A 26,057-nucleotide genomic window follows, 5' to 3' on the forward strand; every position below is an offset into this window, starting at 1 on the left:
TAACTATTCGGCAACTACAAACTGTTACCTGCTAGCGCTGGGCGAGACTCTTTTTTGCGAAATTGCAAAGAGTTATTTTCACAGTCGATCGCAATTGTATCACCCTCCACAAACGCATTTTCCAGAATCTTGTTTGCCAGCGGGTTTTCCAGTTCCCGCTGGATAGCGCGTTTCAAGGGACGAGCACCGTAAACCGGGTCGTAACCGACATCTGTGATATGGTTTTTCGCCGCATCCGACAGTTCCAAAGTAATTTTTTGCTCTGCCAACAAACGCTCGATCCGCTTCACTTGAATGCTGACTATTTGCCGCAGTTCGACCTTGCTCAAAGTGTGGAACAAAATTATCTCGTCCACCCGATTGAGAAATTCGGGCCGGAAGTGCGATCGCAGCGCTGTCATCACCCGTTTTAACATCTGCTCGTACTCTTGGTCGGTCTCCCGGTCTTGAGTCAATAAATTTTCATTTTCGCTCTTGTTTTCAGTCTTGTTTTCACTCTTACTTACACTATCAACCTCAACTCGCTGGGCCGACACCTCAACAGTACCATCGGCCGCCACTTTATAATCTGTCTTTTGACTTGACAAATCTTTCGTTTCCTGCTTCCGACTCGCAGGTTTTTTGACGGTTTTTTCCTTCTTAGTAAACACGTCTAAAATGTGGTCGCTGCCGATATTGCTAGTCATCACAATTACGGTATTTCTAAAGTCAACCACTCGACCTTGAGAATCGGTAATTCTGCCGTCATCCAACACTTGCAGCAAAATGTTAAATACGTCCGGGTGCGCTTTTTCCACTTCGTCAAACAGCACTACCGAATAAGGATGTCTCCGCACTGCTTCGGAAAGTTGTCCCCCTTCATCGTAACCGACATAGCCGGGGGGAGCTCCTACCAACCGGGAAACGCTGTGTTTCTCCATGTATTCCGACATATCGATGCGGACGATCGCATCATCGCTGTCAAACAAAAACTCCGCCAACGCCCGCGCTAACTCAGTTTTTCCGACGCCTGTCGGGCCCATAAACAAGAAAGAGCCGATCGGTCTTCCGGGGTCTTTCATGCCCGCCCTAGCGCGCCGAATTGCCGCTGCCACGGCTGTTACAGCTTCCTCTTGACCGATGACTTTTTGGTGCAAGTGTTTTTCCAATTGCAGCAATTTTTGGCGTTCGGACTCTAACAACCGGTTAACCGGAATGCCCGTCCATTTAGCGACAATTTCCGCAATATCGCCCTCAGTAACTTTTTCGCGCAGCAGGGAAGAACCTTGAGCTTGCTGTTTCAAAAGTTCCGCTTCTTTGGCTTCGCGATCGCGCACCGCAGTTTCCAACTTGCCGTACTTTAACTGTGCGGCTTTATTCAAATCATAAGCCCTTTCTGCTTGTTCGATTTGGACTCGCAGTTGGTCTTCTTCTGCTTTCAATTTATTGATTGCATCCAACAACTGCTTTTCGCCCAACCACTGAGAGGACAATTTTTCCTGCTTGACTTTTAAAATGTCAATCTCAGATGTGATGCGTTCGACGCGGAAGCCGAGCCCAGGGGCTAGAGCACCTTTTCCTTCACCTTCGATCGACAATTTTTCCATTTCCAACTGCATCACCCGGCGGTCGATTCCTTCCAATTCCACAGGTTTAGAGGTAATCTCCATTTTCAAGTGGGCGGCAGCTTCATCTACCAGGTCGATCGCCTTGTCCGGCAAAAAGCGATCGGAAATATAGCGAAAAGACAGAGTTGCAGCAGCTACCAGGGCCGAATCAGTAATTTTTACCCCGTGGTGGCGTTCGTAACGGTCTTTCAATCCGCGCAAAATCGAAACAGTATCTTCAACGCTGGGTTCGCCGACAAATACTTGTTGAAATCGGCGTTCCAAGGCAGGATCTTTTTCAATATTCTTGCGGAATTCGTCGAGAGTTGTAGCGCCGATGCAGCGCAATTCACCTCTCGCCAACATGGGTTTTAACAAATTTCCCGCATCCATTCCCGAACCGGAACTGCCACCGCCACCAGTGCCGACAACCGTGTGCAATTCGTCGATAAATAGGACAATTTGCCCGTCGGAATCGATGACTTCCCGCAGAACAGATCGCAATCGTTCTTCAAATTCGCCCCGGAATTTTGCCCCAGCAATTAAACTGCCCATGTCGAGGCTAAATAGCTGGCGATTTTTCAAAGATTCCGGTACGTCGCCGTTGACAATTCGTTGGGCTAAACCTTCGGCGATCGCAGTTTTTCCGACTCCGGGATCGCCAATTAACACCGGATTGTTTTTTTGACGACGGGAAAGAACTTGTACCACGCGGCGGATTTCCTCATCCCGGCCGATTACTGGGTCGAGTTTGCCGGCTTTGGCGGCTTCTGTCAAATCGCGGCCGTACTTGCTGAGGGCGTCGGAGTTAGCTTCGCCATCTTGATCTTGCGCTTTAGCGTTGCTGCGGCTGCCTTTCGTTTCGGATTTTTTTTCTTGGGCTTTAGCAGTGGCGCGGAAAGATTTGATTGCTTCTTCTAGTTTTGGTCGATCGAGTGTACCGGCTGGGGGTTTGCGATCGTAACCGGGGCGGCCCGGCGGGCCGTCGCCTTTTGTCAGCAACCTGCGGCCGACTCGTTCGTCTTCTACTAAGCCAATTAATAAATGTTCAACGGCGATAAAATTATCTTGCCAAGTCGCCCTGGTGGCTTCGGCAACATCTAACATCACTTCTAAGCCGCGACCGAGGTATAGTTGGTCAGCGTTGGCAACTCTGGGCTGTCGTTTGGCAAAAGCATCTAACTGCTGCGCCAAGCGGGTGGCATCTACCCCAGCCAAGCTGAGAATGGTGTTTGCTAAGCCAAGCTGTTCGAGAAGGGCGATGGCTAAATGTTCAACCTCTAGCTGCTGATTGGCAAAGCGGCGGGCTACATCCTGGGATTTGACAATGGCTTCCCAGGCTTGATCTGTAAATTTGCTAGGGTCTGTTGGCTGCACGTTGGTTCCTCGCAATCAAGGGGATTCCTGTTGTTATCCGTTAATACATCGTCTCACAACCATCATAATCTTTAAACAGGATTATGAATTTATGAGTGCGGTTAACTACGGCGGAACTTGTGACCTAATTGACCTCTTGCAAAAGCTTACACTCCGCAATCCACCCCGATATTTGGTGCGTTCAGACCGACTCTGGCGATACCCTTGGCGATAGGTTCGCTGGCCGTACTTATAAAAATATTGCCCGAAACAAGATTTTTTAGCGACTGAGATTTATGCTATTTCCCACTTACCAATTTTTAGTATTTTTCCTAATTATTTTTAGCCTGATCGTCTCTGTGAAACCCCAAGTCGATTTGTATAAAATTGTCTTGTTAGTTTCGAGTTTATTATTTTATTCCTTTTGGAGCTTTGACTTTCTCTTGCTCCTGATTTTCTCTACAGTCTACAATTATATCATTCTCCGGGTTCTCTGCAAGAGTAAATATAAAAAACTTGCTTTAATCTCCGGTCTAATTTTAAACATTGGCTATCTCGGCATCTTTAAATATTGCAACTTCTTTGTAACTTCTTTATTTGAGGTACTGAACCAGCTACAAATTCCCGCCGACTTTCCAGTTTTGCAAATAATCGCCCCCGTCGGCGTGTCGTTCTACACTTTTAGAATGATTTCCCATTTAATTGACTGCTACCAGCAAAAAATCCCCTGTCCGAAATTTGTAGATTACGCCGCCTACATTACCTACTTTCCGCAAATTGCCTCCGGGCCAATCTCGCGAGCTCGCGAATTTTACTGGCAGCTAAATTCACCGGAAAAATACGACTATAAAATTGAAGAAGTTATAGTTTTGATTTTGTCGGGACTATTCAAAAAATATACTTTATCGAGCTTTTTGTTTAACTTCACTGACTTGCCATTCAAAGTCCCCCAGCAGTACAGCAGCATCGATTTAATCCTCGCGGCAATTTCCTATTCCTGTTTGATTTACGTAGATTTCAGCGGCTACTCGGATTTAGCCAACGGCATCTCCTGTTTGCTGGGTTTTAAACCCATTGCCAACTTTAATATGCCATACCGATCGCTCAGTCTGCAAGAATTTTGGAAAAGGTGGCACATCAGTCTTTCCGAGTGGCTGAGGGATTACCTTTACTTTCCCTTTGGCGGCAACAAATACGGCAAGTTGAGAAAGTACGTAAATTTACTGATGACAATGGCGATCGGTGGATTGTGGCACGGCGCAGGTTTAAACTTTATTTTCTGGGGAGCAATTCACGGTTTAGGATTAATTGTCAACCATTTATGTAAAGATATCCCCCAAGCTATCCACTTTAAATTAGACTATGCCTTTCCCAGATTTGCTAAATTTTGCAGTTGGCTGCTAACATTTACTTTTGTTACTTGTAGCTGGGTATTTTTTGGCACTCCCAATTGGGAAACTGCGGTGAGTTTTTTTGAAGGAATTGTCCATCCTGCCGTCACAACTTTTCAGTTTAACTTTTGGCAATTGTATTTAGTAATTGCAGTCATTGGCGCGATCAACTTGTGGGGCGATCGCATCTCCCAACTATTGCAAACCGTGTTGTCATTAAAAAACATTTTCTTTCGGGTTGTCTTAGTTTCGCTGCTCGTGTATACTATCTTGATGTTGGGGCCGAGTACCATGCCGCCTTTTATTTACTTTAATTTCTAAGAAATATGAAAGACCGGGAATTTTTGCTAATTGTTACTTCTGTAATTGTCACTTTAATATTTTCAAACTTATCATTATTTCTCAAAAGCTTTGCTTCAACTCCTTTCGCAAGTCCAGAAATTAAACAAGCCGCGCGCCAGATAAAAATAGACGGTTTCCGAAAATCCGAACAAGATTTTTGGAGCAAAATTAAAGATATTAACTTCGATAGCCTCCCCAAAGAATCAGAACTTCCTCCTGTCCAAACCGAAAAAAAAGCGGCCGTTGAACCCCCAAAGCCTGCTAATGCTAAAAAACCAACTCCAGGGAAAAAAACAACCCCAGCTAAACCCAAACTGACCATACCTTATCGCAGATTTTTATTTATTGGAGATTCCGTAATGTTCGACTTAGGAATTCAACTCCAGTACAGTCTTAAGAAAAAATACAATATCGCCGATACGAAAATTGACTACAAGGTGTCCACGGGATTAAATCGGATAGATTATTATGACTGGTATGCCAGAACTAGACAAATTATTAATAATTACCAGCCGGATGTAGTGATAGTTTTGTTTGGAGCCAATGACCGTCAAAATATCATTGATTCTCAAGGAAAAGGCTGGAAAATTATGACCAAAGAATGGCAAAAAGCTTATCAAGAAAGAGTTGAAAAATATGCCAATTTACTTGATTCGTCATCCGTGAGAAAAGTTTATTGGGTCGGTCAATCGATGCCTAACAAATCTTCGTATCTCAAAGCTTTTCCCATCATGAACAATATTTATAAAACTGCCAGCAAATCTTCATCCAAAATCGAATTTATTTCTACTTGGGATACTTTTGCACAAGGAGGAAAATTTGTTCCAGTAGTTGCTAATAAATCGGGTAAGCGAGGCTATGTGAAAAATAATGACGGCTTGCACTTTACATCCCACGGAGCTCAAATTATCAGCGACTTAATCGTTGACCAAATGGTGAGCGACAAAATCTTAAAAGCTCAGACAAAGAAATGACGATAGTAGGTTGGTTTTCGTGACTCAACTCAACCAAAAATTTTGACATTTCACCGATCAATGCAAAATAATATATTTAGTTCTGGACGCACATTGGTCTTGATCAACTAGGTTTATCGGGAAAATCTAGGATTGAGTTATAATAAATTTACTCGGTAAACCAGGTTTCAAATTCCCTATGCGTTCAGGACTAATATTGACAAAAAGCCACAGTAAATGTAATGCTGAATTCAGCATCCAACAACGGCCTCCATATCTAGCAATTGTCATGGCGACAAATTATGACGAGCAATCTGTGGAAACTCGATCGCACTAACATCCCTGAGTCAATGGGGTGCAGCGGCACAGCACTAATCTTTCTTCTCACTAAATATACTCAACCTTGGCAAAGAATAAACCTAGTTGAAAAATTCCTGCAACAGTGCGGGATCGAGCCTTTTGCTGAAGTTTTGGGCGTACCTAACAGCGGAATATTCAGAGAAAATATACCCACATCCGTCAGAAAACCGCATCCGAATTTGCTGTTTCGCGCTTTGGCAATTCAGGCATTGGGGAAGGTGCGAGAGGGGCTGATATCAAGTGAGAGAAAGGCTAGAGCAAGTAATTTTAGCAAAAATCTGCTGGCGGCGTTAGAACAGGAAGCACGAGGGGGAGCGAATCCTTTAATTCGGTGGTCTGCGGCTGTTAGTATTAAGTCAATTTGGTCGAATGAAGCAGGGCAAGGGCAAGGCAAGGAAGGTGGTGTAAATCTCACAATCAATGCATGGGAAATTGAGCGGCAGGTTGTAGAAGAGCAAATTCAACTATTAGCAAGCAACAAATTTGCTTTGGACGACAGCAGCAGAAATGACAGCGGTAAGGAATATGAGAATTGTCTCGATTTTTGGGTGTACGGCCCTAGCTGGCTGCTGCCGAGCCTGCCAATGGATTGCGAGGAATATCTGTTTTGGATCGATCGAGTATTTGCGGCGATCGCACTTAGGGACTCCTACAAATTGAATGCCGAAAACGATCCAGCGGTAAAAAACTTTTTGGAAGTTGCGGACAATAATTTTAATGACTTGGAATTCTCTAAAATACTTGCCAAAATTTTTGAGTTCCTGCATCACCCCGAAGCGAAAGTCCAAAATTTAGTTTCCATTATTTTAGCACCCTACAAAGACAAGCTGGAGCGAAAATCATCGCAGATTCTGACAGCGCTCCTATATAAATTTAAGGTAAAATATCAGCCCTTAGAATTGCTGACTCTTTCCGAAATCGAGGACTACAAAGTGTCACTGTATTTCGGTAAAATGGAAATTGACGATTTGTATTGTGAGGCTTTGGCGCTGTGCGGCGATCGGGATGTCGAACTCGCAAGTTTCTTGTCAGCTAAACAAAGGGAATACCAACATACTCTAGAGGAGCATATCAACAATCTCAGCAAGTTAGTTAAGTCAATCATAAATTGCCAGAGCTTGTTAGATGCTAATAGGGAACTTTTGTATTTGACGCTAGATCGGCTGGAAAAATGGGATTACACTCTAGACAATAAACTGGCGGCGCACCGCAAGAAAATCCAAAACCTGAGCTTGGATAAAAGTACCTCCGAGCAGTGCATAAACCTCGACCATGAACTCAATTATATCAGAGATTCTTTGCAGTATACGTTGTATGAAGTCACATCAAATATTAACAGCCAAATTAGAGAGTTAGAACTTTCTGCATCCAAAAATAGCAAGACGGCAACAGATATGTTTAGCTGGACGTGGCTATTGTTCGAGGTGGGGTTTTCAGTAGGGCTGTTTTTTTATTTATCAAATTTAGTGATTAACTGGATATTCGCGGTCAGCTACACAAGGGAATTTCTAGTTTATTGGACTATTTTATTTAGTGTAATGGTGGTATTTTTGTTAGTATTAGCTGTGTTTTTTTCGGCGCTCGCTGCTTTAGACCAGCGCCGAGAATCTAAATTAATTCCTCAATTTGATAGCTTAAGCCAAATAGGGAGCAGTTTTTCTGTATTGTGGCAAAAAATATATTTGCAGCAGTTTGTACCATCGGTGCGATCGCATTAAAAGTGTTAAAAACCCCCTAAATCCCCTCAGTAGGGTGCGTCAGAGAAAAAGTTTCAACTTAACTCAAAAAAATTGTTTCTGACGCACCCTATAGCAATCCTCGCATCAGTTTCAATAACTGGTTAACTGGTTCCCAAGCTCTGCCTGGGAACCGATGTAAGCGAGGAAGAGCCTCGGCCCAGACTATGGAGGCTCTTCCTCCGGATCTGCGTTACCAGGAAGAGCCTGGTAACGAGTATAATCATTTAGGATTGCTATACCAGGACTAGAGGACGAACTCTAAGATGCGGTTGTTGCTGCTACTTTCTGGGTGTTGCTACCTTGATTTTCCAGTTGAATTAATTCAACTTTATATCCATCTGGGTCTTGCACAAAAGCGATGACTGTTGAACCGTGCTTCATCGGGCCGGGTTCGCGACTAACTTTACCACCGCGAGCTTTAATTTCTTCGCAAGTACCGTAAATGTCGTCAACGCCGATCGCAATATGACCGTAAGCATCCCCTAAATTGTACTCTGTGACGCCCCAGTTGTATGTTAATTCCAAAACTGTAGTGTCGGATTCATCGCCGTAGCCCACAAAAGCCAGAGTAAATTTACCGTCTGGATAGTCCTTTTTCCGCAGCAATCTCATGCCCAGAACCTCGGTGTAAAATTTGAGGGACTCTTCCAGGTTGCCGACTCGGAGCATCGTGTGTAATAGTTGCATTTAGCTCACTCCAAATTTTTTAAGCTTCCTCAATTTTAGCGATTTCCTGCTGAAAAAAACCGCCTCGGCAAAGTTTACCTGGTTTTAGCTTGCTTTTTACTGAACAAAAACCACCACAGTTCTAAACCAATTAATGTCAATCCGCCTGCTGTTACGCCTATTTTCACACTTAACGGCTGTTCGATATGCCGAAATTTAGCGGTTGAATGGGCAGGATGGATTGATATTTGATTTGCTCGAACTCCCGATGCAATTCCGAGCATAATTCCTAAACTTACGAGGCTTCCTAAGATTTGGCGTTGGTTCAACATTTTTTAAATTTATCCTAGTTGATGCAAGAAATTTTTGTTGATAAATCGGTGAATGGTGGGCATTGCTTACCAGGAGGCTGGGTAAAAATTATAATTTATGCACTAGATTTGGCTTGAAAATTCCGCAATCGCAAAGCATTAGTAACTACAGAGACTGAACTGAAAGCCATTGCTGCACCGGCGATAATTGGATTTAGCAGCCAGCCAAAAATGGGGTACAAAATGCCCGCCGCGATCGGGATTCCAGCGATGTTGTAAATAAACGCAAAAAACAGATTTTCGCGGATGTTCCGCATGGTGGCGCGGGAAAGTTTAATTGCTGTAACTATGCCTTGCAAATCTCCTGAAATTAAGGTAATGTCGCTGGCGGCGATCGCCACATCTGTGCCGGTGCCGATCGCAATTCCCACGTCTGAAGCTGCCAAAGCCGGTGCATCGTTAATCCCATCTCCCACCATTGCGACAATTTTTCCTTCCCGTTGCAGGGCTTGGATTTGAGCTGCTTTTTGGTCGGGTCTAACTTCGGCAAAAACGCGAGTAATACCGACAGATTGGGCGATCGACTCCGCAGTCGCGCGATTATCTCCAGTCAGCATCGCCACCTCCAAACCAAGTTTTTGAAGTGCTTTCACCGCCTGCGCTGACGACGGTTTGAGAGCATCCGCAATGCCCAGAATTGCCTCTATTTTGCCTTCTACAGCCATCCAAACAACCGTTTTGCTCGCAGCTTCCAAAGCTCTCGCGCGAATTTCCAGATATTCAGTATCGCAGCCGAGTTCCTGCATCCACCTCACCGTTCCCAGGGCGATCGACTTTCCGGCTACAACCCCGCGAACACCACTCCCCGCGATCGCCTCAAAATCCTTAACATCCGTCAAATTAACCTCTTGAGATTGAGCGTACCTCACAACAGCTTCCCCCAAAGGATGCTCCGAATTTCGCTCTAGTGACGCCGCCAATTGCAGCAACTTTAACTCATTGCTGTTCGCCGTTCCCCTAACTGTCACAAAATCAGTTACAGTCGGCTTGCCTTCTGTGAGAGTTCCAGTTTTATCTAACACGATAATTTGGATTTGGTGAGCCAATTCTAAACTCTCGGCTCCTTTAATTAAAATCCCGTTTTCTGCACCTTTACCCGTACCCACCATCACAGCAGTCGGAGTCGCCAAACCCAAAGCACAGGGACAGGCAATAATCAGCACTTCCACCATTGTTACGGTTGCTAAAGTGATATTTCCAGTCGCGTTAAACCAGATAATAAAAGTAGCTAAAGCGATGGCAATTACTGCGGGAACAAACCAACCAGTTACTTGGTCTGCTAACTTTTGAATCGGTGCTTTTGACCCCTGTGCGTCCTGCACCATCTTGACAATTTGAGCTAAAAATGTATCTTTGCCAACTCTGGTCGCCCGAAACTTGAAGCTACCAGTTTTGTTAATTGTCGCTCCGATAACTTCGTCGCCAAGCTGCTTTTTGACAGGCAAACTTTCTCCCGTAACCATTGCTTCGTCTACCGTGGAAGAGCCTTCAATAACATCTCCGTCTACGGGGATTTGCTCCCCCGGCCGCACCTGCACGATGTCGCCAATTTCCACTTGGGCGATCGGCACTTCTAATTCTTCCCCGTTGCGAATTATCCGAGCAGTTTTTGCTTGCAAACCCATGAGTTTGCGAATGGCCTCCGAAGTCTCTCCCTTCGCCCGATTTTCTAGGGTTTTCCCCAACAAAATTAAGGCGATAACGCTAGCGGCTACTTCGTAGTAAACACTAGGAGTCAAACCTTGGGCCGTGAAGAAACCGGGAAAAACTGTCACAAATACAGAATAAAAGTAAGCAGCACTCGTACCCAAAGCAATCAGGGTATCCATTGTTGCTACCCGCCGTTTTAGGGATTTCCAAGCTCCCACATAAAACGATTTTCCGCACCAAAATTGTACGGGGGATGTCAGGACTAATTGCAGCCAAAAATTGTGCAGCCATGCGGGAATAAATGGCAGGTGCAAGCCGGTCATCGCTGGAATAGCGCCCACAACTAGCAGGATGCTGATGATACCTGCTGTCCAGAGTTTTCGCTGCAAGTTTTGAGATTCAGATTTGCGATCGGCTTGTTCGGAATCATCCTCTGGCGCAGCCATTTCTTGAAGCGGCAAAGCTTGGTATCCCGCATCATCAACCGCCGATTGAATTGTTTCTAAGTTGGTTTGCTTGGAGTCGTATTGGATGGTTGCTTGTTCCATCCCAAAATTTACGTGACACTCAAGTACGCCGGGAACAGATTGAATTGCTTGTTCGATAGATGAAGCACAAGAAGCACAACTCATGCCCCGCAATTTAAGTGTGAGATTGTCCATAGATGCCATCCTCAATGAGACATTTACTCTTTGTCTTTAAATAGTTGGATAACCAGCAGATGCGATCGCTTTCCTAACTTCACTTTCCGACTTAGCGGTTTGAATCGTGACCAATTTTGTCTTGAGATCCGCCTCAACGGTTGAGGCTGAGTCAATGGCTTGGACTGCTTTTGTGATTGTAGTCGCACAAGCAGAACAAGCCATCTTAGGAACTTTTAGCTGTAAAGTCATAATTTGAACCTCAGCAGAAACTACTCTGCTCAATAAGTGAATTAACTCCATTGTAAAGTCTCCAGTATGCTGGAGAGTCAAGGGGAATTGCAAAATAAATCAGAAATTATGAAAAAAGTGGTTTGACACGCTACCCCTAGGGGTAAGGCGTGCACTGTGTACCCTACATAATTAGGTTCAAGTGAGTTCTGTAAATCTTAACTTTGAGTGCGATCGAGGGCACAGCAATAATTTTTTACAATTCCCACTCAAAAATTTCATCCTAATTTCATTTATATGTGAAAACCTGAAGATAAATGGCCGTTTTAAGGATATAAGCTCTATGAAACAAATTTCATTGAAAACAGGCTTTGCAGCGCTGATGTTGACCGCCACAGCCGCTTTTACCAGTGGAGTGCTTACAGCTTGTTCAAAAGCCCCTTCCAGTGAAACTCCCGCCCCAAATGTTACGGCTGCAACCGAAGCAAACAACAAGCAAGACGTGGCACGCGGTGGCATGGGTGGCATGAATCATGGCATGAATCATGGCATGAATCACGATATGTCAATGGATTTAGGCCCTGCTGATGCCGACTACGATTTGCGATTTATTGATGGCATGACAGTACACCATCAAGGTGCTGTAAAAATGGCTCAAGATGTGCTTAAACAATCCAAACGCCCGGAAATGAAAAAACTTGCCACTGATATAATTGCTGCTCAAAACCGCGAAATAAATCAAATGAAAGAGTGGCGAAAAACTTGGTATCCCAAAGCCAGCAGTACGCCGATGGCTTATCACGCTCCAATGGGTCACATGATGGCAATGACTCCCGAACAAATGCAAAGCATGATGATGAGCATGGATTTAGGGGCCGCTGACGACCAATTTGACTTGCGATTTATCAATGCGATGATTCCTCACCACGAAGGAGCTTTAGTGATGGCCCAAGATGCTTTGAAGAAGTCAAAACGCCCGGAAATGAAGAAATTGTCTCAAGAAATTCTGACTTCCCAAAAGCAAGAAATTGAGCAAATGAAACAGTGGCGGCAAGCTTGGTACAAACAGTAATTTAGCTCACCTCAACACAACGTGACCCAAATCACGAAAATGAGTGACCTTAATCACAGTAGCTCAAGAGTTAAGAAAATACTTGGTTCACAAAAGCAAGAAATTGAGCAAAGGAAAAAGTGGCGACAACCTTGGTAGACAAAGTAATGTAGCTCGACTGTGGCTTTAAGCATTTGTCTGACTCCACCTCAGTTTCCTGAGATTACCTACACATACTGTAGATAATTGAACCGTCCTACCTCTAAAGTAGTAGAAAGTTACGTAAGAATACTGTAGACAAGGGCTCGGCTCTACCTCTAAAGTAGTAAATAGCTCAGCCAAAAGCTATATAGATGGGGTAGGGTCATGATCTTGAACAGCTTGGAATTAACCACAACTGATAAATCAAATGCAGCCGTAGATGAGGTAGTGAGCGCATTGACAAACGAAATTGAAGCGCGAGCAGAGATAAAAAAACCGGAAAAAAATCTACAGCACAATCGCTTGTCATTAGGCGAAACTTATCTTCGTATTTTAGAAGCTGGTGGGCATCTGGGCTGCTGATGCGAAATTTCATCCTAATTTCATTTGACCGTGAAATACTAGGTTGAGTAGAGCATTTCTAGCTCTTGGTCATTGCTTAGCGGTCGCTTCTTGGAAAATGCTAATAAGTAAGTTTACTTAATTGGTATCACTTACTTACCTTGGCAAAATACCAACTGCTAAACCTGTGGCACTCAACCTGATTTCAAGGACAATGCCAACGATGATATTCCACAAATATGCTCAATGTCCGGCAATTATTAGCAGCTTTTCGGGAATTTTGTTCAGCCTAATTTTGCTAACTTCTCCCGCCGCTGTTTTTGCCCACGCTGGCCACGGAAATGAATTTCACCAAAGCAGCGAAACACCTCAAACTCCTGCTGCTATTTCTGTGGATGCCGAAACAGCAAAACGGTTAGGAATTAAAATCTCCCCTGCCGCCCGCCAGAGACTAGATATCGGCATCAAAACCACAGGACAAATTGAAACTTTGCCCAACCAAAAAGTCGAAGTGACTGCTCCTGTTGCTGGCAAAGTAGTAGAGTTGCTGGTTAAGCCTGGGGACAAAGTATCAAAAGGTCAACCCGTTGCGGTTTTATCGAGTTCAGAATTAGGACAATTGCGGGTTGAATCTCTCTCGAAACGTGCCGAAGCTGAGGCCGATTTGCAGCAAGCGGAAGGCGATATCAAATTAGCACGAGAAAATTACGATCGCCAAAGTCAAATATCCGCAGCAGAAATCGCCCAAGCCCAAACCCAATTGGCAGCGGTAACTCAGCAGTACCAGCGAGAACAAGAATTAGTCAACAAGCGTTCAGTTGTGCAAGCCGCTAAAGAAAATTATCAGCGTCAAGTTGAAATAGCGCAAGCCGAAATAGCACGGGCAGAAACAGAATTAACTGTTGCCAAAGAACAGTTCGATCGCGACAAAGAATTAGTGGCATCTGGGGCGATCGCGCGGCGCACAATGCTGGAATCGCAAGCCCACTTCGCCGAAGCAAAAGCCACTGTTGCTAAGGCAAAAAGCCGTCCTGAAGTTATCAAAGCCGAAACCGAAATTAAACAAGCCGAAGTAGACCTCCCTATGCGGGAATTGCGGGAATCTCAAGGCAGAGTAGCAGAAGCAAAAGCTCAACTTACCAGAGCTCAGAGCCGCCGGGAAGTGTTGGAAGCCGAGAACCAAGTCAAACGCGGCAAAACTGCTGTCGAAGTCGCTCAGTCGCGAATTCGCTTGGCTGACGCAGCCTATCAAGCGCGACTCCAACAATTAGGAACTGTTGCCAACGATCGAGGACTCGTTACCGTAGTTGCTCCGATTTCCGGGACGGTAGCCGATCGCGAAATCACCCCAGGAGAGTCAGTAAACGCTGAAAAACCGTTGATGAGTCTCTTAAATGACAGCCGCGTTTTTGCCACAGCCAACATTTACGAAAAAGACCTGAATAAAGTAAAACAGGGTCAGGAAGTCAGGGTAAAAGTCGCTAATTTACCCGATCGCACTTTCAATGGAAAAATCGCCTTAATTGGGTCATCCGTGTCAGGAGAAACGCGGGTTGTGCCGGTGAAAGCAGAACTAGATAATATTAACGGTGAATTAAAGCCAGGACTGTTTGCTGAGTTGGAGATTTTAACCGACAAAACTGCAACAAATATTTTAGCAATTCCGAGTGCGGCGGTAGTGGAGGTTAGTGGTAAAAAAACCGTTTACGTCCAAAATGGCAATGCTTATCAAGCTGTTGATATTGAACTCGGTCAAACGGCCGGAGATTTAGTTGAAGTGAAGAGGGGTTTATTCGAGGGAGATTTGATAGTAACGCAGCGAGCACCTCAACTCTACGCACAATCTTTGCGGGGATCCAGCAAGCCCTCACAAGACGAGGAAAAGAAAAAGGCAACTCCAAAGGTAACAGAGGTTAATTTTAATAATTTACCCGTGTCTTTATGGTGGGCGGGAATAGGGGGAGGAGTTGCGATCGCATCTCTGACTTTTGCAGCCGGCGTGTTGTGGGGAAATCGGCGCAAATTGCCAGCCATAGCAGCGGATTCTGGAAACAATAATTTTTCTGTCTCTGCACCGACATTAAACGCGACTACAGTAGATGAATTGTCACTGCGGGATGACAACCATCGCGTTAAATGTCAGGAGACAGAAGCCAAGAGCTTGAACTAAAAATTTTGTTTAATCTAGCAATTATAACATACATAAAATGACTTAAAAAGGCGGAATAGCCGATGGTAAACCAACTCGCATAAATAAACGTGCAAATGCCTGAGAAAAGTGTTCTAGGTAAGGAGATTTTAACCGCCAGCGATCGTTTAAATTACTAGCGTGTTTCAACACATATTCGTAAGGCAAGGTTTGGATCTCTCTAAAATTTACAACCAGTGATTCTTTGTTATTATCTGGGTTCGTTGGTGATGCCAGCAGGTGCAAACCTTCTGTTCTCCCTCTTAAAACTTCATTCCATTTTCCTTTTTTCTTAAATGCTTCGTTATTTTCCTCAAATTCTGAAATATGGTAAATTGCACACAGGACTACCTGAGCTACTTTTTTATTATCCAGATCGCAGCTTTGGGTGAGAACAATTAAATCGAGTTCATTAACTTCTATTTGTACGTCTTGAATTTCACTGTTTTTGCCAAAATTTGTTGGGTCAAATACTGGTATTGGTACGAGACACCCAGGCAGGTAATCACCTTGCCTGAGAGTGGATTCATTGACCTGCACCCAGAAAGGCTCTACGCTCATTCTTCATCGAAAATATACGGCAGAGGTTTTTTACGCCCTTTGAACTGAGCACGCATCATTACTCGTTCCGAACGCTTTGGCGGTACTGGCTGCCAGTCTATTTCGCCAATGCTTTCTAGAGTTTGTAAGTATTGTTTGACAACTGTTAAATTCCGCCACACTTCATCAGCTAGTGCTGCAAGTTTTCGGCCTTCAGGACTTTGTAATTGAGCTGTGGGTTTTGGCTCTAACACCAGCAATTTTGGTGATTGTGAAACGCCCTTAGGACGTAGGGGGGTAATTGTAGGCATCAGTTAATCAACTCCCTTGTGCGTTCTGTAATACAAGCTTCAAAAGCTATGTTTTTTTGTTCGTGCATTTGTTCTAAAATGTGCCAAAGATCTATTTCATTAGAAGGAATATCTCCTTCCATAAATAGATCTAAATCCAATATTATAGAAACAAAATCAGGTGTGGGAGGTGGAACTATTGCTTGATTGAGAACCAGCATTGTTCCCAAGTTTTCTTGCGGAATTTGTAGCTGCATAAAGTAGCCACTTAATCCTTGTGGCAAGTCAGCGGAAACTTCCGGAAATGTCCTCAAATACTCTTTGAGATCGCCAATCGGTAAAGGAATATCTAGCCTGTTAATATACCTGAGTGCTAAACGAACAAGTGCTTCTGGATTTGTCAGTGACTGATAGATATTCCACAGTCGTTTTGCTTCATCCCGAAAATTTTCCCAACAGTCGTAAGGGGCAAGCCGACTGAATGCGAAAGCATCTAAACGCAGTTGAAGAATTTGTTTTTGGTCGTTGCGGGAGGCTATATAGCCAATTGGAGATTGGCTGGCTGTTGCCCCAACACTAGCACCTGCCATGATTTCTCCCTGAAAAAGTAACACTCCTTCACACTGAGGATACTCAGCCTGAATGCTGGAGTACACCTGCGCCAAATTGTCAAGTTTAACTTCGGGTGGAAGTTTAACTTGTATATCAATCACGGCTTCGGTGATTGGGGCGTGCGAGTAGTCTTTTGATGCTTGCATACCAACTATTGTAAGCTGCATTGTCAAAAATAGCAATACAGGTTATATCATTTGAGATTTTAAATTTTAGATGACTTATTAATCAAGGTTGGAAGTTAAAATATTTCATCCTAATTTCATTTTTGGGTGTTAACGTAAATTGAATGGCTATTTAACGTCGATCGCCCAACGGTGGCTGGTAGTCATCACCTCTATAAAATTATAAAATGTTCAGCACTATTCTTAGATGAGTAATTAACCGCCGCTGGCTAGTTGTTGTCGCCTTATCCCAGTTGGCGAAAGTTCGGAGTAAGATAGAATTACCAATTACCAATTACCTAACTAAATGTTCAGGACTATTGTAGTTGCACATACTCACTGCGGAAGTCCTAAGATGTTTAAGAAAAGTATCTTTACTCAAATTCTTACCTCGTTGATCACTTTTGTACTGGTTGTTGCTTGCAGTCAAACCAATCAACCTACCACCACTACCACTAATACTCCGAGCAATACACCAGCAGCAGCTACACCCAATTCAGCAACTGCCCTTCCAATTGGAGCAGCATTCTCGCAAACCAGCAACTATGCTCTTTTAGCTCAGGAATCAGTGGGTGGTGTCAAAATTGCTGAGAAATATTTCAACGACAGGGGAGGTGTTAATGGTACTCCTATTAAAATGGTGTTTCAAGACACTGGAGGAGATGAAGCAGGAGCCATCAACGCCTTCCAAACTCTAATTAATCAAGATCGAGTGGTTGGCATTGTTGGGCCATCGTCTTCTCAGCAGGCATTTAGTGCCAATCCAATCGCAGAACGAGCAAAAGTGCCAGTCCTTGGCGCATCGAATACTGCCAAAGGGATTCCTGAGATTGGTGAGTATATTGCGCGTGTCTCTGCACCTATTTCGCTTGTAGCTCCCAATGCAGTAAAGGCAGCGCTTAAGCTTAATCCTAAGATTAAAAAAGTCGCTGTCTTTTATGCTCAAAATGACGCTTTCACGACATCGGAGACAGAAATTTTCCAGCAAGCGATTAAAAACCGAGGGCTGGATATCGTCACCGTCCAAAAGTTCCAAACTACTGACACGGACTTTCAAGCTCAAATTGGTAATGCACTCGCTCTCAAACCCGACTTAGTTGTTATTTCAGGATTGGCAGCCGATGGAGGTAACTTGATCCGGCAACTGCGGGAACTGGGTTATCAAGGTACGATCGTTGGCGGCAATGGTTTGAACACGTCTAATATCTTCTCGGTGTGTCAAGCACTCTGCGATGGTATTATCATTGCTCAAGCCTATAGTCCCGAAGCCCCCGGCGAAATCAATGCTGCCTTCCGCGATGCTTATGTAAAGCAAAACAAGAAGGAACCACCGCAGTTTAGCGCTCAAGCCTTCACTGCCGTACAAGTATTCGTGGAAGCCTTGAAAGCTTTGGATAGTAAAACCAAACTCAGCGCGTTGTCATTGGCAGAGTTACGCACAAAGCTGAATCAGCAAATCCTAGCTGGAAAGTACAATACCCCTCTCGGTGAAATTGCCTTTACCCCTGAAGGTGAAGTTGTACAGAGCCAGTTTTACATTGCTCAAATCAAGATGGATGTAGATGGAAATAATGGCAAGTTCATCTTTTTGAAGTAAGTTAAAAGGGTGCCTCCCTATTTTGCAAAATAGTTGATTAATTTACCTGCACCCAGAAAGGCTCTACGATCGTCAATAACGGGCAAGATGCCCGTTCCACAAAGAATGAGTTTTCTTGTGGAACAGGCCGAAAAGCCTGTTCCTAAACAAGTAATTGAGAATGGTGCAAGATGTGAGTATTGTAAGCTGCATTGTCAAAAATAGCAAGACAGGTTATATCATTTTAGATTTTAGATTTTACATGACTTATGAATCCGGATTGAAAGTTAAAAGATTTCATCCTAATTTCATTTTTGGGTGTCAAGCTAAATAGAATGGCTATTTAACACTGTTCAGCCAAGGAATCGCGGGAAAAGCTACGGCTGCCGGAGCCTTTAATATCTGCTAATTTTTATTGTTAAATAGTCGATCGCCCAACGGTGGCTGGTAGTCATCACTTCTATAAAATCCTAAAATGTTCAGCATAATTCTTAGATGGGTAATTAACCGCCGCTGGCTAGTCGTTATCGCCACCATTATTATTAGTCTTTGGACATTGTATATCATCCCCCAAATGTCCCTTGATGTCTTCCCTCCTTTTGCACCCCCGCAAGTCGAAATTCAGACGGAAGCACCGGGTCTGGCACCGGAAGAAATCGAGTCTTTGGTAACACTGCCGATCGAAAGTGCAATTAACGGAACTCCTGGGGTAACAGCAGTGCGATCGTCTTCCGCTGTCGGCCTTTCTTCGGTTAAGGTAATCTTTGATTGGGGAACTGAAATTTATCAAGCGCGGCAGTTGATAACAGAACGGTTGCAGCAAGCTCAAAGCAAACTCCCGGCTGGGGTAGAAACACCGCAAATTTCTCCGACAACTTCTCCTGTGGGCACTGTTATTACTTATGCTTTTACATCAGAAACTACTCCTTTGATGGAAGTGCGCCGCCTGGTTGACTGGCAAGTCACAAATCGCCTTCTAGCTGTGACTGGCGTGGCTCAAGTGGTGGCTTACGGCGGCGAAGAAAAGCAGTATCAAGTATTAGTAGAACCTGCCAAGTTGAAAGCTTTTAATGTGTCGTTGCAGCAAGTATCCGAAGCTGTAGCGGCTGCGAATGTTAACGCGCCGGGGGGGTATTTAATTACGCCGGATCGAGAAACTTTAATCCGGGGGGTGGGGCGGATTGAGTCTGTGGAAGATTTGCAGCAATCTGCGATCGACTCTCGCCACGGCACACCCGTCAGAATTAGTGATGTGGCTGAGGTCAAGATTGGTGCTGCAATCAAGCGGGGCGATGGCAGTTTTAACGGCAAAAAAGCTGTGATTGTGATGGTAAACAGACAGCCAGTTGCTGATACTCCGACGGTAACGAAAGCGGTTGAGGCAGCAATGGCTGAGGTGCAGCAAGCTCTGCCCAAAGATATTAAAGTTACTGTGACTTTTCGACAGGAAGAATATATTAATTCCTCGGTGGAGAATGTGCGATCGGCTTTAGTTGAAGGTAGTATCATTGTCACCCTTATTCTCATCCCGTTTTTGATGAATTGGCGCACTCTGGCGGTTGTTTTGCTGGATTTCTTTCTGACTTGGCTCTTGGCGCTGCTGGCGATGAATTGGCTGGGGCTGGGATTAAATACGATGACTTTGGGGGGTTTGTCGGTGGCGATCGGCACTGCGATCGACGATGCGATCGTCTATGCGGAAAATACCTACCGCAATTTGAGAGAAAATACGTCTTCTCTTCATCCACGTCCGGTGATGGATGTGATTTTTGACGGCAGTCAAGAGGTGCGCGATTCTTTAATTGGGGCGACTGTTATTGGGATTGTGGTGTTTTCGCCAATTTTTACTTTGCCCGGTGTAGAAGGTCGAATTTTTACGCCGATGGGGATTACTTATTTGGTAGTTGTGGTAATTTCTAGTCTAGAATCGCTGTTAATATCTCCGGCCCTTTGTGCTATCTTGTTGCCTACCAAACGCATGAGTGCTGCGGAACCTTGGCTGCCGAGATTGTGCAAGCGCATATATCATTTTTCGATAAATTTGTCAATGCGCTATTCGGGGATTATTTTAGCTTTAGCTGCTGCTAGCATGGTGGCTACATTAATTATCTTGCCTTCCTTTGGACGGGTGTTTTTGCCGGAGTTTCAGGAGCAAACTTTGGTGAATACTATTATGCTTTATCCGGGGGTGTCTTTGGAGACCACAGATAGCGCGGCTTTTGCTATTGAAGATGCACTTAAGGATGATACCAGGTTTGAATACGTGCAAGTGCGATCGGGCAGGGCTCCGGGAGATGCGGATGCTGCGGGAGTCAATTTAGCTCACATTGATATCGGTTTGAGCGAGGAGGGCATGAAAAACAGGCCGCAAACTTTGGAGTCGCTGCGGCAGGAGTTTGGTAAATTGCCGGGAGTTGCACCAAATATCGGCGGTTTTATTTCTCACCGGATGGATGAGGTTTTATCTGGTGTCAGGAGTCAGATTGCTGTTAAAATATTTGGTTCGGATTTGGATAAACTTCGCAGCATTGGTGCCAAAGTTGAAGAGCAAATGAAAACAGTGGAAGGCCTTGTGGATTTGCAACTCGAACCCCAGGTGCCAGTGCCACAAATTCAAATTAATTTTAACCGTCAAGCTGCGGGTAGATACGGTTTGAAAATCGGAGAGCTTTCGGAAATAATTGAAACAGCTTTGAATGGCAAGGTTGTTTCTCAAGTTTTGGAGGTGCAGCAAACTTTTGATTTAGTTGTTTGGTTGCAGCCTGAAGCCCGCAATAACTTAGAAACTATTCAAAATTTGCTGGTTGATACTCCCAGTGGCAACAAAATCCCCCTCGCCCAAGTTGCGACTGTTAAATACGGTACGGGCCCCAATACTATTAACCGCGAGAATGTTTCCCGGTTGATTGTGGCGGCGGCGAATGCTAAAGGTCGAGATTTGCGATCGGTTGTGAATGAAATTCAAGCTAAAGTCAAACGAGAGGTACAGTTGCCTTTTGGCTATTTTATCCAGTACGGCGGTCAATTTGAAGCCGAGCAAAGAGCTTCGCAAAATATTATGATATTTAGTGCGATCGCCTTTTTGGTAATTACAGTATTGATGTACTTGTCCGTCAAGTCAATTCCTTCAACTGCTATGATTATGATTAATTTGCCGATCGGATTAGTGGGAGGAGTAATTGCGGTAGCTTTCACTGGCGGCATCATCTCTGTAGCTTCCCTGGTTGGCTTTGTCACATTATTCGGCGTTGCCACCCGCAACGGCTTGTTATTAGTAGACAACTACAACACTAAATTTGCCGAGGGAATGCCTTTTAAGGAAGCAATTATTAAAGGTTCGATGGAACGGCTCAACGCCATTCTGATGACTGCTTTAACTTCAGCTTTGGGTTTAGCACCTTTAGTCTTTGAAGGCGGGGCGGGCAAGGAAATTTTGCAACCGCTGTCAGTAGTAGTTTTAGGAGGGTTATTTACTTCTACAGCACTAACTCTGTTAGTTTTGCCAGCTTTGTATGCTCAATTTGGGCATTTTTTACGACCTCAACAACCTCAGCCAGTTATTGAAGACGGAAAGGTAGTTAATGTATGATATTTTCTACTTATTGTCAGTCAGCAAGGAGTCAAACCAATGAAATCGCTCAAGTCAAATTTAATTATTTTAGGTAGTGTCGGATTGTTATTTTTGGGAGCTTGCAGTAAAAGCGACCAAGCAAGCGATCCAAATACCACTCCAGCATCCCCTCCTGTCGCCTCTCAACCTGCGTCTTCGGCTCCCGCCACCGCTCCTGCAACAGCAACTCAAGGAGGGCAAGTTGTAAAGTCTGGAGCTTACTATTTAGAGTTTGTACCTGAAAAAGAAGCTACCGGAACTCATTTAGATGTTTTTTTGCAAAAAGGGGAGAAAAAGGAACCAGTTCCTAACGCCAAAGTGACGGCTCAAGTGCAGTTGCCGAATGGAAAGCAGCAAACCCTAGCTCTCAAGTATGATGCTGAGGGCAAACATTACGCTGTGGTGTTTCCCGGCAAAGATGCAGGAAGTTATCCCGTGAAAGTGACTGCGGATATTAACGGAGAAAAAGTTGACGGTCGTTTTACCTTCAATCAATAGATAGGTAATTTACTAATGCGCTCTAACTTATGGGCGCATTAGTTATTAGCAACAAACAACTGCCTCCTGCATTTCCATTAAAAAGCCGATCACGTTTCGCTCGCACTTAATTTTCTATTTCATTACCTGTGTTTTTTTGAATGGGAAGAAAACTCTACCTGCCAAACTTTGAAAGTAAATCCCGCCCACGGTAATTAAAAATACGAAATAAGCCATCGCCTGCACGACATAGAGCTTATCCGTGTATCCAAACAGCGCACTCAACAACAAACCTGGAAACTTTTCTTCGGGAAGCAGTTGCGAGGTATTCCAGACCATCGGCCCGAGAATGCAAGAGTGGATTTTAGTAAATCTTTCGTAATAGAAACACAGTGCTGCTGATTCGCGATTTGTTTGCGATAAAATATTCACCGCGCTGTCAAAAATCCCCAAAGTAGATACCACTAAGCCTGCTACAATGAAGAGCAATAAAATGCCCATATATTTAAAAAACAGGCGGATATTAATTTTGACTCCCCATTTAAACAGCAGGACACCAAGTGCGGTGGCTGAGAGAATGCCCCCCAAAGCCCCGAGGGCTGGAATAATGCCTTGTTGAAACTTGGCGACGACAAACAAAACAGTTTCAAACCCTTCCCGCAAAACGGCAATAAAAACTAAACTAAATACGCCCCAACCCGCATGAGAGTTTTGCGTTAAGGCAGCACTTACTGCGCCTTCGACTTCGGCTTTCATAAATCGCGCTTGTTTGGTCATCCAAATCAGCATCCAGCTCAGCATTGCTATTGCTATAACCCCAAAGATTGCTTCTAGCAGCGATTCCATAATCGGTGCAAAAGGCTGATTAGATGCGGACAAAATTTGAATAGTCCAGCCGAAAAGTACACCTATCAAAGCGCTGGCAATAAGTCCAAAGCCAACACCGCCGAAAACCCAAGGGCTTAAATAACTTTGTCCCGACTTTTTGAGACAAGCGAGAACGATTCCGACAACTAAGGCGGCTTCGACTCCTTCGCGGAGAGTAATTACAAATGTGGGCAATGCTTCGCCAAAATTCATTTTTTTATGGTGGGAATGGGAGTGGTTAAGGAGCTAGGTAATTGGCAGATTATTTACCAATTACCGCTCTTGATGAAAGTGATGTTTTTAGGATGCTGGTTTGAGAACTTTTTGGCTGTCGCTTTCGATGGTTTTAACTAGCTGGTTGACTTGTTCGGTGGTTTTGACGGGGGCGGGGGGTGCGATCGCCGTTGGCCAATTTGTCTTCAGTTCAGTCATGTTGGCAACAATTGCTTTGTCAATTTCGGGACTGGTTTTAGCCACTTGCTCGGCTATATCTTTGTACAGCATTTCCGCGTACATGACAAAACCCCGCGAATCTTGATATTCAATAATTGCGGAAATTTTGCCGTTAGCAACTGCCGCTCCGTATTCGGAATTAGCTGTATCTAGCAAGCCGTTAATCACTTGCAGCACGAATTTCGGATCTTTGCGCTGCGCTTCGGGAAGGGCGGCAATTGCTCCGTCAACTGCTTGCATTGATGTGTCAAATTCCGCATTCACTTGAGCCGGATCTTTTGCACCCGCTTTAACTAAATCCTGCAATTTAATTAAAGTAGTCTTAAATTCGGGAATTTTACGCTCGTTTAGCTGATCTTCCACATCGGCATAAATTTCTTCAACTGGATGCCCGATGTGCGGTTCGGCTTGGTCGGGTTTGCCTTGATCCAAGAGTTCTTTGGCTACTATAAGATGCCCTTTCATCAAGCCAAGTTTAGTCATGTAGTCTACATCTTTGGGCTCGCCTGTCAGCACCACATTTTCAATAGTTACCAAGTCTTTGATTTGGTCAAATTGGGCTTGAGTAATGACATTTTTTGATACCAATTCTTCGACTTTCCCGTAAGGACGGCTGGCTTGAATTTTGTTAGAAAGTGCCGGTACTCCTAACTTGGCTTCGAGTTTATCTAACTCTGAAAGAATGGCAGTATTGATGTTGATGCCGCCTTTGCCGCCGTGGTTCATGCTGTGACCGCTTGTGGATGCGGGACTGGCTGTAGCAGCAGGTGAGGGTGTGCTGTCGGTGTTGCTGGCTGTGGGCGTGGAAACGCAACCGGTCAGAGCAACGAGGATGGCTGTAGCGGTTGCTGTAGGTAATAAACGATATCTTGCAACATTTGCAACAACCCTGCTACGGGCGGGCGAGACGCCCACCCCACAAGAAAAGTCATTGTTTGTGGAACAGGCATCTTGCCTGTTCTTGGGGATGCCCACCCCACAAGAAAAGTCATTGTTTGTGGAACAGGCACCTTGCCTGTTCTTAAGAATGGTGCAAGATGTGAGTAATAAACGAAAAGTTGATAACATGGCAGTTGCTAATTTTTACGTTATGTGCATTTGGACTCACAGGTTATTAAGAAATATTCTCAATTATTTGCGAGCTATTCATTCTACCTATTTGCGATCGAGCTTGTCAAATAATTTCATACTTTCTTTATTTGAATCGCCGCACCGTGGTAGCAGGATTTGGTTTAAGTGATGACTTCAAATACCCCCATGCAGCCTGCTTCGGCGATCGCATCTTGATGAGGATGAAACATATATTTTCCGGTGTACCCGTAGGTAAATTCTAAGATATGTCTTTCAGCTACTCCCATTGTGATGACATCAGTTCTTTCACTAGGAGTTAAAGTCATTCCCGTGCGATATACGTCAAAAAAGTTGGCGTGCAGGTGAAAAGTCACTGCCGCTTCGTACTCAATTAGGTTAAGAACGTACAGCCGGATTAGCTGATTTCGGTAAATAGGGATCGGGTTGTTCATGTAATAATTGGGCAACCCGTTAAAAGCGTAAATTTCGTTTTTTTCGTCGTCGTTTACGTCGTATCCTCCCATGATTAACAAGATTTCATCGGCAGGAGGGCGGGGTTTTGGCGGATCGATGATGAACATTCCATAGAGTCCTTTACCTATATGGCGAGTTACGGGCTCAATATGGCAGTGATATAGATGCAATCCGTAAGGATTGGCATCGAATTCATAAATAAATACCGAACCGTTTTTCACGGGTTTAACGCCATCCATTTCGCTGGTATGAACGCCGTGAAAGTGCAGCGAATGAGAATGTCCGGCTTTGTTATAAAAAATGACGCGGATACGATCGCCCTCAGTTGCCCTCAATGTTGGCCCCGGTACTCGATTGTTGACGTTCCAGGTGTTGAAAGTGACGGCGCTGTTAAGTTGGACGATCGAAGTATTAGCTTCCAGGCGAAATTCCCGAACCGTGCGCCCGTTTTCGCGCGTCACCGTGCCGTAATCAAAATCCCGCGCAATTTGCATCGGGTTAATATTGCTGACGGTGAGTGCATCTGCGGGGATGGGCGGTATTCTCGCGACTGATGTCGGTTTGCGAGTCAAGTTTTGAAGTGCGATCGCGCTGCCCGCTACCCCTGCACCAGCTATTCCTAGCTGTAGCAGTTGGCGGCGACTCCAGCGCCCCGGCTTTTTCATGCCGGGACGATCGGATAAATCTGTCATACTTATTTAAAAATATTCTCAAAAATTTGATTGCGTTTGAGTATAAGACATTTCTAGCTTGTTGTCAATAATTGTCAACTATCATCTTTTTCTGCGAAATTAGAAAATTTCATGCTGATTTCATCTCAGTATGTGAGGTTAGATGTTGGGGTAGATGCTGCCG

Annotated in this window: 20 protein-coding genes; 9 read left to right on the forward strand and 11 right to left on the reverse strand. The window is 44.5% G+C overall.

Translation table 11 applies throughout. The features are described 5' to 3' along the window. Window positions 1-14: 14 nt before the first annotated feature. Window positions 15-2,963 (reverse strand): AAA family ATPase, encoded by a 2,949-nt coding sequence (locus tag QUB08_RS05700; protein WP_333223854.1) that lies wholly within the window; start codon window positions 2,961-2,963, stop codon window positions 15-17. A 275-nt stretch (window positions 2,964-3,238) separates the two neighbouring features. On the opposite strand from QUB08_RS05700, the gene QUB08_RS05705 reads away from it, so the two are divergent. The 3 genes from QUB08_RS05705 to QUB08_RS05715 all read left to right on the forward strand — a co-directional run bounded on the left by QUB08_RS05705 (window position 3,239) and on the right by QUB08_RS05715 (window position 7,706). Further along, entirely contained in the window at window positions 3,239-4,654 is a 1,416-nt protein-coding gene (locus QUB08_RS05705; RefSeq protein ID WP_333223855.1) for an MBOAT family O-acyltransferase, read from the forward strand. Between the two features lie 5 nt (window positions 4,655-4,659). After that, window positions 4,660-5,649 carry a DUF459 domain-containing protein gene (locus QUB08_RS05710; protein ID WP_333223856.1) on the forward strand — a complete coding sequence of 330 codons (990 nt, stop codon included), beginning with the start codon at window positions 4,660-4,662 and terminating at the stop codon, window positions 5,647-5,649. 281 nt (window positions 5,650-5,930) lie between these two features. Next, the gene (locus tag QUB08_RS05715; RefSeq protein WP_333223857.1) at window positions 5,931-7,706 is read left to right on the forward strand and encodes a hypothetical protein; all 1,776 of its coding nucleotides are present in this window, start codon (window positions 5,931-5,933) and stop codon (window positions 7,704-7,706) included. Window positions 7,707-7,985: 279 nt separating this feature from the next. Here QUB08_RS05715 and gloA read toward each other — a convergent pair whose 3' ends face one another. The 4 genes from gloA to QUB08_RS05735 form a co-directional block, all read right to left on the reverse strand. Beyond that, on the reverse strand, window positions 7,986-8,414 hold the full coding sequence (gene gloA, locus QUB08_RS05720; RefSeq protein ID WP_333223858.1) for a lactoylglutathione lyase: 429 nt from the start codon (window positions 8,412-8,414) through the stop codon (window positions 7,986-7,988). A 74-nt stretch (window positions 8,415-8,488) separates the two neighbouring features. Continuing rightward, window positions 8,489-8,725: a hypothetical protein gene (locus QUB08_RS05725; RefSeq protein ID WP_333223859.1), complete on the reverse strand. Its 237-nt coding sequence runs from the start codon at window positions 8,723-8,725 to the stop codon at window positions 8,489-8,491. Window positions 8,726-8,820: 95 nt separating this feature from the next. Then, window positions 8,821-11,076 (reverse strand): heavy metal translocating P-type ATPase, encoded by a 2,256-nt coding sequence (locus tag QUB08_RS05730; RefSeq protein WP_333223860.1) that lies wholly within the window; start codon window positions 11,074-11,076, stop codon window positions 8,821-8,823. A gap of 36 nt (window positions 11,077-11,112) precedes the next feature. Next, window positions 11,113-11,358, reverse strand: coding sequence for a heavy-metal-associated domain-containing protein (locus QUB08_RS05735; RefSeq protein ID WP_445300891.1), 246 nt, complete (start codon window positions 11,356-11,358; stop codon window positions 11,113-11,115). A 271-nt stretch (window positions 11,359-11,629) separates the two neighbouring features. Between QUB08_RS05735 and QUB08_RS05740 the strand changes: the two genes are divergently transcribed. The 3 genes from QUB08_RS05740 to QUB08_RS05750 all read left to right on the forward strand — a co-directional run bounded on the left by QUB08_RS05740 (window position 11,630) and on the right by QUB08_RS05750 (window position 15,050). Beyond that, window positions 11,630-12,358: a DUF305 domain-containing protein gene (locus QUB08_RS05740; RefSeq protein ID WP_333223861.1), complete on the forward strand. Its 729-nt coding sequence runs from the start codon at window positions 11,630-11,632 to the stop codon at window positions 12,356-12,358. Between the two features lie 345 nt (window positions 12,359-12,703). Beyond that, on the forward strand, window positions 12,704-12,901 hold the full coding sequence (locus tag QUB08_RS05745) for a hypothetical protein (RefSeq protein ID WP_333223862.1): 198 nt from the start codon (window positions 12,704-12,706) through the stop codon (window positions 12,899-12,901). A gap of 202 nt (window positions 12,902-13,103) precedes the next feature. Beyond that, window positions 13,104-15,050, forward strand: coding sequence for an efflux RND transporter periplasmic adaptor subunit (locus QUB08_RS05750; protein WP_445300893.1), 1,947 nt, complete (start codon window positions 13,104-13,106; stop codon window positions 15,048-15,050). A gap of 42 nt (window positions 15,051-15,092) precedes the next feature. Here QUB08_RS05750 and QUB08_RS05755 read toward each other — a convergent pair whose 3' ends face one another. From QUB08_RS05755 to QUB08_RS05765, 3 genes are read right to left on the reverse strand one after another with little or no spacing between them, the layout of a single operon-like run. Next, the gene (locus QUB08_RS05755) at window positions 15,093-15,629 is read right to left on the reverse strand and encodes a hypothetical protein (RefSeq protein WP_015177548.1); all 537 of its coding nucleotides are present in this window, start codon (window positions 15,627-15,629) and stop codon (window positions 15,093-15,095) included. Continuing rightward, entirely contained in the window at window positions 15,626-15,919 is a 294-nt protein-coding gene (locus QUB08_RS05760; RefSeq protein WP_333223864.1) for a hypothetical protein, read from the reverse strand. The genes QUB08_RS05755 and QUB08_RS05760 overlap by 4 nt, the downstream gene beginning before the upstream one ends. Further along, a complete protein-coding gene (locus tag QUB08_RS05765; protein WP_333223865.1) occupies window positions 15,919-16,656 on the reverse strand; it encodes a TIGR04255 family protein in 738 nt (245 codons plus the stop codon). The genes QUB08_RS05760 and QUB08_RS05765 overlap by 1 nt, the downstream gene beginning before the upstream one ends. A gap of 373 nt (window positions 16,657-17,029) precedes the next feature. On the opposite strand from QUB08_RS05765, the gene QUB08_RS05770 reads away from it, so the two are divergent. From QUB08_RS05770 to QUB08_RS05780, 3 genes are all read left to right on the forward strand, one after another. After that, window positions 17,030-18,271 (forward strand): ABC transporter substrate-binding protein, encoded by a 1,242-nt coding sequence (locus QUB08_RS05770; RefSeq protein WP_333223866.1) that lies wholly within the window; start codon window positions 17,030-17,032, stop codon window positions 18,269-18,271. A gap of 454 nt (window positions 18,272-18,725) precedes the next feature. Beyond that, window positions 18,726-21,839: an efflux RND transporter permease subunit gene (locus tag QUB08_RS05775; RefSeq protein WP_333223867.1), complete on the forward strand. Its 3,114-nt coding sequence runs from the start codon at window positions 18,726-18,728 to the stop codon at window positions 21,837-21,839. A 39-nt stretch (window positions 21,840-21,878) separates the two neighbouring features. Beyond that, a complete protein-coding gene (locus QUB08_RS05780) occupies window positions 21,879-22,358 on the forward strand; it encodes a hypothetical protein (RefSeq protein WP_333223868.1) in 480 nt (159 codons plus the stop codon). 114 nt (window positions 22,359-22,472) lie between these two features. Here the strand turns inward: QUB08_RS05780 and QUB08_RS05785 are convergent, their stop codons facing one another. From QUB08_RS05785 to QUB08_RS05795, 3 genes are all read right to left on the reverse strand, one after another. Next, a complete protein-coding gene (locus QUB08_RS05785; RefSeq protein ID WP_333223869.1) occupies window positions 22,473-23,417 on the reverse strand; it encodes an FTR1 family protein in 945 nt (314 codons plus the stop codon). An 87-nt stretch (window positions 23,418-23,504) separates the two neighbouring features. Continuing rightward, the gene (locus tag QUB08_RS05790; protein WP_333223870.1) at window positions 23,505-24,725 is read right to left on the reverse strand and encodes a helix-hairpin-helix domain-containing protein; all 1,221 of its coding nucleotides are present in this window, start codon (window positions 24,723-24,725) and stop codon (window positions 23,505-23,507) included. A gap of 164 nt (window positions 24,726-24,889) precedes the next feature. Further along, entirely contained in the window at window positions 24,890-25,894 is a 1,005-nt protein-coding gene (locus tag QUB08_RS05795; RefSeq protein WP_333223871.1) for a multicopper oxidase domain-containing protein, read from the reverse strand. Between the last annotated feature and the right edge of the window lie 163 nt (window positions 25,895-26,057).

This window comes from Microcoleus sp. BR0-C5 (assembly GCF_036705045.1).
In the GTDB taxonomy this organism is placed as follows: Bacteria; Cyanobacteriota; Cyanobacteriia; order Cyanobacteriales; family Microcoleaceae; genus Microcoleus.

What these genes read in the sequence shown, in the direction of transcription:
- QUB08_RS05730 (WP_333223860.1), bottom strand. Translation starts at nt 11,076, where the DNA reads ATGGACAATCTCACACTTAAATTGCGGGGCATGAGTTGTGCTTCTTGT.
- QUB08_RS05740 (WP_333223861.1), top strand. Translation starts at nt 11,630, where the DNA reads ATGAAACAAATTTCATTGAAAACAGGCTTTGCAGCGCTGATGTTGACC.
- QUB08_RS05745 (WP_333223862.1), top strand. Translation starts at nt 12,704, where the DNA reads ATGATCTTGAACAGCTTGGAATTAACCACAACTGATAAATCAAATGCA.
- QUB08_RS05790 (WP_333223870.1), bottom strand. Translation starts at nt 24,725, where the DNA reads ATGTTATCAACTTTTCGTTTATTACTCACATCTTGCACCATTCTTAAG.
- QUB08_RS05710 (WP_333223856.1), top strand. Translation starts at nt 4,660, where the DNA reads ATGAAAGACCGGGAATTTTTGCTAATTGTTACTTCTGTAATTGTCACT.
- QUB08_RS05770 (WP_333223866.1), top strand. Translation starts at nt 17,030, where the DNA reads ATGTTTAAGAAAAGTATCTTTACTCAAATTCTTACCTCGTTGATCACT.
- QUB08_RS05750 (WP_445300893.1), top strand. Translation starts at nt 13,104, where the DNA reads ATGATATTCCACAAATATGCTCAATGTCCGGCAATTATTAGCAGCTTT.
- QUB08_RS05705 (WP_333223855.1), top strand. Translation starts at nt 3,239, where the DNA reads ATGCTATTTCCCACTTACCAATTTTTAGTATTTTTCCTAATTATTTTT.
- QUB08_RS05795 (WP_333223871.1), bottom strand. Translation starts at nt 25,894, where the DNA reads ATGACAGATTTATCCGATCGTCCCGGCATGAAAAAGCCGGGGCGCTGG.
- gloA (WP_333223858.1), bottom strand. Translation starts at nt 8,414, where the DNA reads ATGCAACTATTACACACGATGCTCCGAGTCGGCAACCTGGAAGAGTCC.
- QUB08_RS05785 (WP_333223869.1), bottom strand. Translation starts at nt 23,417, where the DNA reads ATGAATTTTGGCGAAGCATTGCCCACATTTGTAATTACTCTCCGCGAA.
- QUB08_RS05780 (WP_333223868.1), top strand. Translation starts at nt 21,879, where the DNA reads ATGAAATCGCTCAAGTCAAATTTAATTATTTTAGGTAGTGTCGGATTG.
- QUB08_RS05755 (WP_015177548.1), bottom strand. Translation starts at nt 15,629, where the DNA reads ATGAGCGTAGAGCCTTTCTGGGTGCAGGTCAATGAATCCACTCTCAGG.
- QUB08_RS05760 (WP_333223864.1), bottom strand. Translation starts at nt 15,919, where the DNA reads ATGCCTACAATTACCCCCCTACGTCCTAAGGGCGTTTCACAATCACCA.
- QUB08_RS05775 (WP_333223867.1), top strand. Translation starts at nt 18,726, where the DNA reads ATGTTCAGCATAATTCTTAGATGGGTAATTAACCGCCGCTGGCTAGTC.
- QUB08_RS05765 (WP_333223865.1), bottom strand. Translation starts at nt 16,656, where the DNA reads ATGCAAGCATCAAAAGACTACTCGCACGCCCCAATCACCGAAGCCGTG.
- QUB08_RS05735 (WP_445300891.1), bottom strand. Translation starts at nt 11,358, where the DNA reads ATGGAGTTAATTCACTTATTGAGCAGAGTAGTTTCTGCTGAGGTTCAA.
- QUB08_RS05715 (WP_333223857.1), top strand. Translation starts at nt 5,931, where the DNA reads ATGACGAGCAATCTGTGGAAACTCGATCGCACTAACATCCCTGAGTCA.
- QUB08_RS05725 (WP_333223859.1), bottom strand. Translation starts at nt 8,725, where the DNA reads ATGTTGAACCAACGCCAAATCTTAGGAAGCCTCGTAAGTTTAGGAATT.